Here is a 12,421-nt window from a genome sequence, read left to right as displayed (position 1 = left end):
CCGTTGACAGGAGTCAAGATGCTCTTTGCCCATGACACGGAGGTGGCGCTCGTGGCGGCGGCGGCGCTGGTCAACACCGCCGGCTCCGACGGCGAGAAGCTGCCCGACATGGCCGCGCTCGACGAGTTCTTCCAGGCGTACGGGTGGACCGGCCGCCGCGAACACACCGCCGCCGAGCTGCGCGGGGTGCACGAGCTGCGCCCCCGGCTGCGCCGGATCTGGGAGCTGGGCGAGGCCGGCAAGGATGAGATCGTCGAGATCGTCAACGCGCTGCTGCGCGAGACGAACGCGCTCCCCCAGCTGGTCAAGCACGACGAGTGGGACTACCACCTGCACGCCACCCCGTCCGACGCGCCGCTGGCCGCCCGGATGGCGGTCGAGGCCGCGATGGCGCTGGTCGACGTGGTACGTGCCGGTGAGCTGAGCCGCCTGCGCATCTGCGAGCTGCCCGGCTGCGGCAACGTCGTGGTCGACCTGTCCAAGAACCGCTCGAAGCGCTTCTGCGACACCGGCTGCGGCAACCGCGCCGCCGTCACCGCCTACCGCGCCCGCAAAGCCGCCGCCGCCCGCCCCACCCCCTGACCCCCCGCCCCGCCCGCCCGGCCGCCGGGCCGCCCGCCGGGCCGCCCGGCGATGATCGTTCGACTTGCCAGGCAATCGGGCGAAAGCGCGCTCAAGATACGCCCAGGTGCCAGGCAAGTCGAACGATCATGGGGAAGGCCCGCGCGCGAACGATCACCGCGGGGGGCGGTCAGGTGAGGAGTTGGAGGATGGCGGCGAGGCCGATCACGACGATGAGGGCGCGCAGGGCGGTGGGGGGCAGGCGGCGGCCCCAGCGGCCGCCGACGAGGCCGCCGGCGACCGAGCCGGCCGCGATCAGCAGCGCGGGCTGCCAGGCCACCATGCCGAGCGCGATGAACAGCAGCGCGGCGACCCCGTTCACCAGGCCGGCCAGCAGGTTCTTGATGCCGTTGACCCAGACCAGGTCGGTGGACAGCAGCACGCCGAGCAGCCCGAGCAGCAGCACGCCCTGGGCCGCGCCGAAGTAGCCGCCGTACACGCCCGCGCCGAAGACGCCGAGCAGCAGCAGCGGCCCGACCCGGTGCGCGCGGTCCGGCTGCCGGGCGGCCAGCCTGCGGGCCAGCCACGGCTGCGCCACGACCAGCACCAGCGCCAGGCCGATCAGCACCGGCACGATCGCCTTGAACGCGCCCGGCGGCAGCCACAGCAGCAGCACCGCGCCCACGATCGCGCCGAGCACCGAAGCGGTGCCGAGGCGCAGCAGCAGCGGGCCGTGCCCGGCGAGGTCCTTGCGGTAGGCGTACGCCCCGGACAGCGAGCCCGGCACCAGGCCGACGGTGTTGGAGACGTTGGCGACCACCGGCGGGTAGCCCAGGGCCAGCAGCACCGGGAAGGTCACCAGCGTGCCGGAGCCGACCACCGCGTTGATGCCACCCGCCGCCGCGCCCGCGGCCAGCACCACCAGCGACTCGCCGAGGCCGAGCGTCCAGTCCATGCGCCACGCCTTCCCCGGGCCTGGTCGCCGCCGTCCGGTCGCCGCCCACCCGGTCCCTCGGTACCAGATGTCCAGCAGCCTAGGCCCGCGACGACCGCGCGCCCCCGCCCTGCGGCGAAGATCACGTGCGGGTCACTTGTAGCCGAACATCTGGGTCCAGTAGTAGCGGTAGGTGCCGCCGGTGGCGCGGCCCACGCCCATGGACTTGGACGAGCAGTTCAGGATGTTGGCCTTGTGGCCCTTGGAGTCCATCCACTGCTGGAAGGTGGCCTTGGCGGTGGCGTTGCCGGCGGCGATGTTCTCGGCCGAGGGCGTGTCGTAGCCCGCGGAGCGGGCGCGGTCCCACGGGGTGACGCCCTCGGGGGTCTCGTGGGAGAAGTAGTCGCGCTTGGCCATGTCGGCGCTGTGCCCGCGGGCCGCCTTGTCCAGCTTCGGCTCGGCCCGCAGCGCCTTGCAGCCGGCCTTCCGGCGGGCGTCGTTGACCAGCGCGAGCATCTGCCCTTCCAGGGTGGTCGGCGCCTTGCTGGGGCTGGGCTTCGCCGACGGCGACAGCGTGGGCGAGGCGGCGACGCTCGGGTACGCCGACGACGGCGCGACGGAGGCGCCCGGCGTGGACCCGACGGGCCCGGTGACCGCCGCGGCCAGGCCCGTGCCGTCGACCTCGGCGCCGCCGGGCAGCGGGCCGATCGCGTACACCCCGGCCACCACGGCCGCCGTCGCGGCACACGCGAACGCGATCTTGGCGGGCAGCGCGAGCGACCACCCCGCGGTCCGCACCGGCGCGGCGCCGGGCACCGGCCCGTCGGCGAGCACGAACAGCGCGGCGAGCAGCGCGTACGCCCCGTTGTGCGCGCTGAGGCGGCGGCACTGGCCGCAGTCGCGCACGTGCCGCTCGACGCGGGAGCGCTCGCGGGAGGTGAGCCGGCGGCGGCCGTGCACGATCGCGTCGAGCCCGGCGCAGCGGCCGTGCCGGCGGGCGATGAGCACCGTGCGCACCGCGCCGCCGAGGGCCGTCCGGGAGCGGTGCACCAGGACCGCGGCGTGGGCGGTGCCGACGCCGAGCACCTCGCCGATCTCCCGGCTGGACAGCTCCCAGCGCACGGCCAGCTCCAGCACGGCGCGCTGGCGCGGCTGGAGGCCGTGCGCGGCGGCCCAGACCAGCTCGGCGGCCTCGCGCTGCTCGGCGGCGCGCTCGGGATGGCGGCCGGGGGCGTCGTCGGGCAGCAGCGTGGCGTCGGGCAGCGGCGCGGGCACGGTCTGCGCCACGGCGCTCATGGACCGCTTGTACGCGATGGAGAACAGCCAGGTCCGCACCGCCTGCGGATCACGCAGCTTGGCCAGGTCCCGCCAGGCGATCAGGAAGGTCTCCTGCACCAGGTCCTCGGCGAGGTGGTGGTCACCGACCTGCCGGTACACAAAGCCGAGCAGGCCGGGGCGGTACATGCGGTACAGCCGGTCGAAGGCTTCCCGGTCTCCTGCCGCGGCGGCCCTGGCCAGGGACGTGTCTGACCGCATGACTGCCTCCCGAGGTAGCGGTTCGTCGCTAGTAGGTCTCGCCACCGGCCGGGTCATTACACCCAACGCGAGAATTTCTGTCCACGCGAGGCAGAAATGTCAGCCCCCGCCCGTACGGTGCCCGGATGATCGACGAACCTCTCGTACCGGTGGTGCGCACCCGCCCGCCCGAGGACGGCACCGAGCGGCAGACGCTCACCGGCATGCTCGACTTCCTGCGGGCCACGGTGCTGCTCAAGGTCGCCGGGCTGACCGACGAGCAGGCGTTCTCCCGGCCCGTGCCCGCCTCCGCGCTGACCCCGGCCGGCCTGGTCAAACACCTGACCGGGGTCGAGCGCTTCTGGTTCGGCATCGACTTCGCCGGGCTGGACCTGCCGTGGCCGTGGAGCGCGGAGCAGCCGCACGGCGGCTTCCCGCTCGCACCGGACGACACGCTCGCGGACATCGTCGCGGCCTACGAGACCGAGTGCGCGCGGTCCCGCACGGTCGCCGAGGGCGCTGCCGACCTGGACGAGCGGGCCCACGGCGAGGGCAACAGCTTCACGCTGCGGTACGCGCTGACGCACATGATCGAGGAGACCGCACGGCACTGCGGCCACCTCGACCTGATGCGCGAGAGCATCGACGGCCAGGCCGGGCAGTAGCTCAGTACACCGACAGGTGCACGTGGTCGGTGTGGTCGCTGGACGGCGAGTCACCGCACGACGAGCCGGTCGGCGAGTATCTGCGCCACCCGGAGCTGGGCAGCCACACCTGGCAGAACCAGATCACGTACATCACGCCCAGCCTGCTGGCGTTCTTCACGAAGAACGACGCGAGCTTGTTGCCATAGGTCCGGGCGTCACCCGAGGCCGTGCCACCGAAGCCGCCGCCCGACGCGACGGCGAAGTCGCAGGCGCGGCCCTTGGGGTGCTCGTACATGTCGCCGGGCCGCCAGCACGCGGTGAACCGCTTGAACCCGGCCTTGCGCGCCTGCTCGTAGGCGTGCAGCAGGCGCGGCGTGATGCACGCCGGGGCGGGCTTGGTCGGGTCGTTGATGCTGCAGATCTCCTTGGGCCAGGTGCCGTCGGCGTTGCGCGGCGCGGGGATCGCCAGCGGCGAGCCGGGCTCGACCCAGCCCCGGGTGGCCTCGCCGCCGACCGCCGACAGCGCCTTCTCGGCGGCCTTGCGCAGCTTGGCCATCTCCCTGGTCTGCTTGGCCTGCTCGGCGACGGCGGCGTCGACGGCTGCCTTCGCCTCCTCGATCTCCTTGCGGGCCGCGACCATCTCGCCGATGCGGGCCTCGTCGCGGGCGGTCATCCGCTCCAGCGCGGCCGTGCGGCCGAGGAAGTCGTCGGGCGAGTTCGCGTTGAGCATGACCCCGATGACGCCCAGCCGGCCGGACTTGTACGCCTCGGCGGCGTACTTGACGACACTGGACCTGCTGCGCGTGTAGCGGTTCTCGGCCGCGGCCATCCGCTGGTTGAGCGCGACCTGCTCCTTCTTCGCCTTGGCGAGCGCGGCCTCGGCCTCGAGGTACTGCCCGGCGACGCTCTCCAGGTTCTGGCGCAGCTGGGCGATCTTGGCGTTGGGGATCTCGTTCGGCTCGGCGTACGCGGACACCGGGAAGCCGGTGATCAGCACGACGGCGGCGAGCACAGCGGCCAGCAGGGACGCGGGACGGGAACGCGGGCGGCGCACCGGGGCAGGCACGTACAGGGTCCTTCCGTCGCCCGTCGCGCGGAAGGGGGATGCGCGACGGCGGCCGCCGGGGGTCGGAGGGGCTGGGCGCGGCCGGAAGGCAGACTACCGCGACAGCGCCGCGTCCGGAAAGCCTCCGAGCGTCGCGGTCCGTGACGACGGACAGTGATCCACCGCCTTCAGCCCGAGTTTCCGCAGCTCGCACTGCCACCAGGTGGCGATCTACTCACGGACGGTGACATAGCGCACCGACAATGGCACACCACCCGGCCCCGGCTCCCCACCCGCGAGGGGAGTTGCTCCGCGCCCGCGAGCGGAGTCCGCACCCGCGATGGCGTGAGGCCGGCACCCCCGGTGCGATGATCAGGAGTTCGTGTCACAAAGTGCGGCTGGACCACAGGTTTCGACACGAAGTCGCGATCATGACCCGGCAGACCAGACTTTTCGACACGAGACCGCGATCATGCGGCGCCGGGACCGCGCTTTCTGACACGAAGTCGCGATCATGCGCGATGAACGCCGCGGCGCGGGTCAGTCGGTGCTGGTGGTGGCGCGGGTGCGGGCGGCGGCGAGGAAGGCGATCACGCCCGCCGCGAGCAGCGGCAGCCCGATCGTGGCCAGGGCCAGCACGCCGAGCACGCACAGCAGCACCCCGGTCACGACCAGGGCCGCCGTCCGGCGCCGGGTGGTGCGCCACGCCTGTCCCGCCAGCAGGGCCGCCAGCAGCAGCCCGCCGGTGAACCAGGCGACCGGCGCGCCGCCCTGCGCCACGATGAGCGCGACGTACGCGCCCAGAGTCAGCAGGGTCAGCAGCAGCACGACCAGCGCCAGCCGGCCGGCGACCTGCTGCTGACCCGTCGCCATCAGGGTTGCCCGGTCAGCGACCGCGCTTGGCCCGCACCTCGGCGAGCCGCTCCTCGAGGATCTCCTCGAGCTCCTCGATCGAGCGCCGCTCCAGGAGCATGTCCCAGTGCGTACGCGGCGGCTTGACCTTCTTCTGCTCCGGCTCGGAGCCGTCGACCAGCCGCGCCACGCTGCCGTCGAACTTGCACTCCCACGTCGAGGGCACCTCGGCGTCCATCGCGAACGGCACCTCGAACCGGTGGCCGTTGCCGCAGGAGAACTCCCGCGTCTGCCGCGGCGCGAATTCGGTGTTGCGGTCCGACTCGTAGCTGACCGCGCCCAGTCGGCTGCCCCGCAGCACGCGCTCGCCCATACCCGCTCCTCACGGTTCGACTTTTCTTCCCGTGACGAGACGACACGGGTGCCGGTGGTGTTCCCTTTCGGGGTCCCACCCGCCGTGGCCGCTCACGCGGCCCGGGACACAGTATGACCCTTTCGCATCCCGCGCGACCACGGCAACGCAGGGTGACCGTCTTCATGCCGCGTGGCGCGGCCCGGTCAGGCCCCCGCCGCGTCGAGCCGGGCGGCCTGCTCGTCGCTCAGCACCACGTCCAGCGCCGCGTACGCCGAGTCGTACTGCTCCAGCGTGCGCGGCCCGATCAGCGGGACGACGGACGGCTGTGCGCGCAGCAGCCAGGCCAGCACCACCTGGTTCGGCGCGGCGCCGACCTCGGCGGCGACCTCGGCCAGCACGGCGAGCCGCGCCTCGGCGTCGGGGCCGCGGTAGGCGTCCATCGACCAGTGCCCGGCGCGCTTGGCCGCCGAGTCGTAGACGCCCTTGAGGATCGGCGAGTACGCCACCAGCGTCAGGTCGTCGTGCTCGCGCAGGTAGTCGAGCTGCTGGCCGTCCACGATGGAGGAGTTGTCCAGCCCGGCGCGCGGGCGCAGGTAGGTGTGCTGCTGCTGCAGCGCCACCGGCGCGGGCCAGCCGTTGCGCGCGCACAGCTGCCGGATGCGCTCCAGCCGCCAGGTGCGTACGTTCGACCAGCCGACGTACCGGGTCTTGCCGGCGGCGACCAGCCCGGCCAGGGCCTCCAGGGTCTCCTCCAGCGGGGTGCGCCGGTCGTCGACGTGCACGTAGTAGAGGTCCACGTGGTCGGTGCGCAGCCGGCGCAGGCTGTCGTCGAGGGCCTTGACCAGGGTCGCCGCCCCGGCTCCCTCGAACCGGCGGCGGGCCAGGTCCCAGTCGGGCTCACCACCGGACCACAGCCCGTCCTGCTCCCAGACCATGGCGCTGCCCTTGGTCGCCAGGAAGACGTCGTCGCGGCGGCCGGTGCGGTCGAACCAGCGCCCGAGCAGCTCCTCACTCTCGCCGCCGAGGCTGCCCTCGCGCGACCACCACGCGTAGCAGTTGGCGGTGTCGAGGAAGTCCCCGCCCGCCTCGGTGTAGCGGTCGAGCATGGCGTACGACGTGGGCTCGTCGGTGGTCGTACCCATGATCATGCAGCCCAGCGAGAGCTGGCTGACCTGCTCGCCGGTGCGGCCGAGTGCCACCTTCTTCATGTCGGTCCCCCTTGTCCACGGCTTGACCCGACCCACGCTAGGAGCTGGAGCGCGCTCCAGGTCAAGCGCGCTCCAGCCGCGATGATCAGGCCGCGCCGGAGTCGCCGGTGAGGGACAGGTAGCGGTAGCCGAGGCGGGACAGCCGGCCCGGGTCGAGGGCCAGCCGCCCGTCGAGCAGCACCGGGTTGTTCATCAGGCCGACGAACTTGCTCCAGTCCAGCTCCAGGTACTGCGCCCACTCGGTGCACAGCACCACCGCGTCGCTGTTGTCGAACACCTCGTCGAGGCTGTGGCACAGGTGCTCGGCCAGGTCGGGGTGCTCGCGCCGGAAGCGCTCCGCGGCGACCGGGTCGTGCAGCCGGATCCGGGCGCCGCGGGCCAGCAGCAGCCGGGCCACGTCGACCGCGGGCGAGTCGCGCAGGTCGTCGGTGTTGGGCTTGAACGCCAGCCCGAGCAGGCCGATCCGGCGGCCCTTGAGGATGCGCAGCTCCTCCATCAGCCGGTCCACGACCAGGGTGCGCTGGCGCTGGTTGACGTCGCGGGCGGCCCGCACGATCGGCATGTCGTGGTGGTACTCGGCGGCGGTGGCGATCAGCGCGGCGGTGTCCTTGGCGAAGCAGGAGCCGCCCCAGCCCAGCCCGGCCTGCAGGAAGCGCGAGCCGATCCGGGCGTCCAGGCCGGTGCCCCGGGCCACCTGGACGATGTCGGCGCCGACCTTGCCGGCCAGCCGCCCGATCTCGTTGATGTAGCTGATCTTCAGGGCCAGGAACGCGTTCGCGGCGTACTTGATCAGCTCGGCGGAGGCGAGGTCGGTGGAGACCAGCGGCACGGCGTCGGTCTGGTCCGGCCGGGGCAGGAAGGACGGCGGGGTGAACGACTGGTTGAGCACGGTCCGGTAGAGCCGGGCCAGCACCTCCAGGCTGCGCGGGTTGTCCGAGCCGATCACGATGCGGTCGGGGTAGAGGGTGTCGTGCAGCGCCGAGCCCTCGCGCAGGAACTCCGGGTTGGACGCGACGGCGAACTCGCCGGCCGCCCGGCGCGCGTGGTGCTGCTCGTATGCGTCGCGCAGGATCGCGTCGACCCAGTTGCCGCTGCCGATGGGCACCGTGGACTTGTTCACCACCACGGTGAAGCCGTCGCCTACGGTGCGGCCGATGCTCTCGGCCGCCGAGCGCAGGAAGCGCAGGTCCGGGCTGCCGTTGGCCAGCGACGGGGTCTGCACCGCGACGAAGACGACCTCGGCCCCGGGCACGCCCTCCTCGTAGCTGGTGGTGAAGGTCAGGTTGTGCGCGGCCTCGGCCATCAGCTCGTCGAGGTGCGGCTCGTAGATGGGCGGGCGGCCGCCCCGCAGCTGCTCGATCTTCGACTCGTCCAGGTCGATGCAGGTCACCTGGTGGCCCAGGTAGGCCAGGCTCACGCCGGTGGTGAGGCCGACATAACCGGTGCCGACCACGCAGACTTTCATGTTGGGTCCCTTCCCGAAGACGGCGAGATCCCGACAACCTACCGGCATTCGGACATCCCGACAGACCCCAACGAGTCTCCACAACCCACCGAAACGAAACAGGGCCCCGCCGTGTTCGGCGGAGCCCTGTTCACGTTTACCTGATCAGCTGGTCGGGAAATTGTCTGCGGTACGGATCCGGTTGCGCACGAAGTTGCCGGACTCGGTCAGGTTCGCGGTCCCCGCGTAGCTGCCGCCGGCGCAGGTGCCCGGCCGGAACGCCGCGCTGCCCTCGTTGGCGTCGGAGTACGTCCAGTTCGCGTAGCTGATCTTCAGCCGGTCCATCAGGTCGAACCAGGCGGTGCTGCTGGACTGGTCGACCGCGCCGCCGCCGGTGTAGGTGACGGTGCCGAACTCGGTGACGAACATCGGCAGCGACGCCGCCGCACGCTCCAGCTCGCTGCGGTAGTTGGCCTGGTGCGAGGCGGCGTAGAAGTGGAACGCGTACATCACGTTGGCCGCGTTCACCTTGTTGTTGATCACCTCGGTGGCGTTGCCGCCCTCGGACACGCCCAGCGACGACCAGGCGCGGGTGCCCACGATGACGACCGCGTCCGGGTCGTTCGCCCGGATCACCGGGATGACCTGCTCGGCGTAGCTCTTGATGGTGCTCCAGCTGACGCCGTTCGGCTCGTTGGTGATCTCGTAGATGACGTTGTTCTTGCTCGCGTGGCGGGCCGAGACCGCCGCGAAGAACGTCTTCGCGCGCTCCAGGTTGTACATCGGGTCGCCGGGCGTGAGCGTGTGGAAGTCGATCAGCGCGTACAGGCCGCGCTCGGTCGCCTCCTCCACCAGGTTGTTCACCTGGTTGGTGAACCCGGAGGGGTTGGTCTCGTAGCCCTGCTCCTGCACGTACATCGAGATGCGGAGCAGGTCGGCCAGCCAGTCGGAGGCCAGCGCGTTGAGCGAGGCGTCGTTGTAGCAGTTGCCGAACCACTGGAGGCCGTGCGTGCTCATGCCGCGCAGCTGGATCGGGCGGTTGTACTGGTTGCACAGGTTGACCCCGCACACCCGCAGCTGCCCGTTGATCGCCACCGGGGTCTGCCCGGTGGGCTGCGACGGGCTGGCCGAGGGCGAGCTGGACGGCCGGGGCGACGCCGACGGGGACTGCGTCGGTCCGCCCGACGGCGTGCTGGTGGGGCCCACCCCGCCGGTGCAGGTGACGCCGTTGAGGGTGAACACGGTCGGGAGCGGGTTGGCGGTGGTCCAGCTGCCGTTGAAACCGATGTTCGCCGACGCGCCGGTGGCCAGGGCGGCGTTGTAGCTCATGCTGGCCGCGGTGACCGCGGCGCCGCTCTGCGCGTACGTCGCCGACCAGCCCTGGGTGACCTTCTGACCGGCGTCGGGGAACGTGAAGCCCAGCGTCCAGCCGTTGATGGCGTCGCCGAGGTTCTTGATGGTGATGTTGGCGGTGAAGCCGCCCTGCCACTGGTTCACGGTGTACGTGACCGAGCAGCCGGCCGCCGCCATCGCGTTCACCGCGGGCAGCGCCGCGGCCAGGCCGAGCGCCAGCGCACCGGCGGCCGTGGCGGCGACCAGGCCGCGCCGGGACGCGCGCGACAGGAGTCTCATGACGAGCCTTTCGTCAGGGGATCGGGAGCGGAAACGCCCCGGCACCTCCCGCCGGGCAACGAGAGTGACCAGGAAAGAACCAGGTCAACGACCGGGAGCGCTCCCACAGCACGGGAGCTTAAGCCGCCTGAAACGCCTTCGCAACATCTACATCCATCGAGTGCAGATCGGACCCGATGACCCGTGAAACTTTCACCGCCCATACCCGGGCATCGGAGGCTGGCGATCTCGCCTCCGGGCGGCACGGACGTGGGCTACATTACGCAAACCAGGGCAATGGGGCCTGATGCGGCGCTCGGGCGATATGGGACGGCGACATGAACGAGAATCCCGGAAGGTTCACCCGCCGCACCGCGCTGCGCGCGCTCGCCGCGGGCTCCCTGGCCGCCGTCCCCGGCCTCGCCGGGTGCAGCCGCACCGAGGAGGCGGCACCGTCGCGGGTCGGCCCCACGATCAACCACTACGGCCTCACCCCGAACGACTTCGCCCTGCTCAACCTCAAGGCCGACAGCTGCCAGGCGTGGGAGGACGGGTTCCGCACCGCGGCGACCAACGCCGATCCCCGGGTGTACGAGTGGTGGCACACCGAGCTGACCGGCGAGGACGGCATCGTGGTGGCCTTCACCCTGAAGACCCGCCCCGGTGACGGGCTCACCGCCGAGGCCGACCGCCGCCCGGCGGTCAACCTGCTGATCACCACGCCGTGGGGCAACGAGTTCAGCGTGTTCCGCACCTACAGCTGGAACGAGTTCTCCAGCGCCACCGACCGCTGCGACGTGAAGGTGGGGCCGTTCCGGCTGACCGGCGACCTCAACGGCTACCAGCTGCGCGGCTCGGCGGACAACATCACCCTGAACCTCGACCTGATCAGCCTCGCGCCGCCGTTCCGGCCCGGCACCGGGCACGTCTACCTGGGCGGGCCCGACGACTACCAGGCCTGGTACGCCGCCATGCCGTCCGGCAAGGCGCAGGGGCACATCGTGTTCTACGACGAGAAGCGCGACTTCACCGGCACCGCGTACCACGACCACACCTGGGGAAACGTGCCGCTGCCGCAGTTCGTGGAGCGCTGGCGTACCGGCATGGGCGTGGCCGACCGGTACTCGGTGGTCGCCCGCGACATCCACCTGCGCGGCACGTACGACTCCACCGACCTGACGGTGCTGCTCATCGACGACATCGAGGCGAAGAAACGGCTGGTGGCCGCGTACGCCGACGACACGCTCAACGCGACGGAGATGCAGTCCGGCACCGACGACGGCTCGTTCCCCGAGGTGAAGTGGAACTACACCGGCGAGAACTCGGCCGTCGTCACGCTGACGGCGGGCGACCGGCTGGTGCCGGGACGGCCGTACGTCAACGGCAGCGGCGCGGTGCTCCAGGCCTCACGCAGCGGCACCGAGCGCGGCGGCACCCGCAAGCCCGCCTGGTACGAGCGCAGCGAGGCCGAGGTCAGGCTCAGCCTCGGCACCATGGGCCCCGGCTACCGCGTCACCGGCACGGGCACTCTCGACAACGCCCAGTTCGGCCTGCTCAACACCCAGCCGGCCCCCAAACCCTCCCCTTCCTGACGAGAAGAAAGGGCACCGTCGCGGCGAGTAGACAGTGTCTACCGCAGCTGGTAGACACTGTCTATGGCCGATCCGGACACCACGCTGCGCGACCGCCTGGTCGCGGTGGGCGTCGAGCTGGTCACCAGCGACGGCACCGGCGCACTGACCCTGCGCGCGATCGCCCGGCGAGCCGGGGTGTCGCACGGAGCACCGCGCCGCTACTTCCCGACGCACCTGTCGCTGCTGTCCGCCATCGCCCGCGAGGGCTACCTCGACCTGGGCCGCCGCCTGGCCGGGCTCGGCGACGACGCCGACCCCCGCGCCGCGCTGCTCGCCCTGGGCCGCCGCTACCTCGACTTCGCGCACACCCAGCGCGGCATGTTCGAGCTGATGTTCCGCCACGAGCTGCTGCGCGGCAACCAGATCGGCCTGCGGGAGGCCAGCCGCGAGCTGTTCGGGGTGCTGGTCGGCCTGGTCGGCCGCGCCCGCGCGGGCGTCCCGGCTCCCCCGGCCGTCGTCGTCGCCGGTGCGCTGTGGGCCAACCTGCACGGCATCGCCCAGCTCTGGCAGTGGGGCAGCCTGCAGATGACCGTGCAGACCGAAGACGTCGACCCCCTGCTGCGCGCCGCGCTGGACGCCCACCTGGGCCCGGCCTGACCTAGGAGGACCCGTGTC

Annotated in this window: 12 protein-coding genes; 4 read left to right on the top strand and 8 right to left on the bottom strand. The window is 72.0% G+C overall.

What is annotated here, in order from left to right; translation table 11 throughout:
* Positions 1 to 18: 18 nt before the first annotated feature.
* Entirely contained in the window at positions 19 to 582 is a 564-nt protein-coding gene (locus tag CS0771_RS14770) for a CGNR zinc finger domain-containing protein (protein ID WP_212841498.1), read from the top strand.
* Between the two features lie 169 nt (positions 583 to 751).
* Here the strand turns inward: CS0771_RS14770 and CS0771_RS14765 are convergent, their stop codons facing one another.
* Complete coding sequence (locus CS0771_RS14765; protein ID WP_212841497.1) at positions 752 to 1,516, bottom strand: sulfite exporter TauE/SafE family protein; 765 nt, start codon at positions 1,514 to 1,516, stop codon at positions 752 to 754.
* Between the two features lie 132 nt (positions 1,517 to 1,648).
* Positions 1,649 to 3,031, bottom strand: a complete 1,383-nt coding sequence (locus tag CS0771_RS14760; protein ID WP_212841496.1) for a sigma-70 family RNA polymerase sigma factor — start codon at positions 3,029 to 3,031, stop codon at positions 1,649 to 1,651.
* Between the two features lie 125 nt (positions 3,032 to 3,156).
* Here CS0771_RS14760 and CS0771_RS14755 point away from each other — a divergent pair, with 125 nt between their 5' ends.
* On the top strand, positions 3,157 to 3,675 hold the full coding sequence (locus CS0771_RS14755; RefSeq protein WP_212841495.1) for a DinB family protein: 519 nt from the start codon (positions 3,157 to 3,159) through the stop codon (positions 3,673 to 3,675).
* 1 nt (position 3,676) lies between these two features.
* Here the strand turns inward: CS0771_RS14755 and CS0771_RS14750 are convergent, their stop codons facing one another.
* From CS0771_RS14750 to CS0771_RS14725, 6 genes are all read right to left on the bottom strand, one after another.
* Complete coding sequence (locus CS0771_RS14750) at positions 3,677 to 4,723, bottom strand: hypothetical protein (RefSeq protein WP_244870796.1); 1,047 nt, start codon at positions 4,721 to 4,723, stop codon at positions 3,677 to 3,679.
* A 519-nt stretch (positions 4,724 to 5,242) separates the two neighbouring features.
* Positions 5,243 to 5,575: a hypothetical protein gene (locus tag CS0771_RS14745; protein ID WP_212841494.1), complete on the bottom strand. Its 333-nt coding sequence runs from the start codon at positions 5,573 to 5,575 to the stop codon at positions 5,243 to 5,245.
* Positions 5,576 to 5,588: 13 nt separating this feature from the next.
* Positions 5,589 to 5,927 (bottom strand): RNA polymerase-binding protein RbpA, encoded by a 339-nt coding sequence (locus tag CS0771_RS14740; RefSeq protein ID WP_203745364.1) that lies wholly within the window; start codon positions 5,925 to 5,927, stop codon positions 5,589 to 5,591.
* Between the two features lie 185 nt (positions 5,928 to 6,112).
* Positions 6,113 to 7,117 carry an aldo/keto reductase gene (locus CS0771_RS14735; protein WP_212841493.1) on the bottom strand — a complete coding sequence of 335 codons (1,005 nt, stop codon included), beginning with the start codon at positions 7,115 to 7,117 and terminating at the stop codon, positions 6,113 to 6,115.
* An 85-nt stretch (positions 7,118 to 7,202) separates the two neighbouring features.
* Entirely contained in the window at positions 7,203 to 8,582 is a 1,380-nt protein-coding gene (locus CS0771_RS14730; RefSeq protein WP_212841492.1) for a UDP-glucose/GDP-mannose dehydrogenase family protein, read from the bottom strand.
* Positions 8,583 to 8,726: 144 nt separating this feature from the next.
* On the bottom strand, positions 8,727 to 10,193 hold the full coding sequence (locus CS0771_RS14725) for a cellulase family glycosylhydrolase (protein ID WP_212841491.1): 1,467 nt from the start codon (positions 10,191 to 10,193) through the stop codon (positions 8,727 to 8,729).
* Between the two features lie 317 nt (positions 10,194 to 10,510).
* Here CS0771_RS14725 and CS0771_RS14720 point away from each other — a divergent pair, with 317 nt between their 5' ends.
* Positions 10,511 to 11,764, top strand: a complete 1,254-nt coding sequence (locus CS0771_RS14720; RefSeq protein WP_212841490.1) for a lipocalin-like domain-containing protein — start codon at positions 10,511 to 10,513, stop codon at positions 11,762 to 11,764.
* Positions 11,765 to 11,827: 63 nt separating this feature from the next.
* Complete coding sequence (locus tag CS0771_RS14715) at positions 11,828 to 12,403, top strand: TetR/AcrR family transcriptional regulator (RefSeq protein WP_212841489.1); 576 nt, start codon at positions 11,828 to 11,830, stop codon at positions 12,401 to 12,403.
* The last annotated feature ends 18 nt before the right edge of the window (positions 12,404 to 12,421 follow it).

Origin of the sequence: Catellatospora sp. IY07-71, assembly GCF_018326265.1 — a bacterium.
In the GTDB taxonomy this organism is placed as follows: domain Bacteria; phylum Actinomycetota; class Actinomycetes; order Mycobacteriales; family Micromonosporaceae; genus Catellatospora.
Note: the sequence above shows the minus strand (reverse complement) of the source record. Positions and strands in the feature narration are given on the sequence as shown.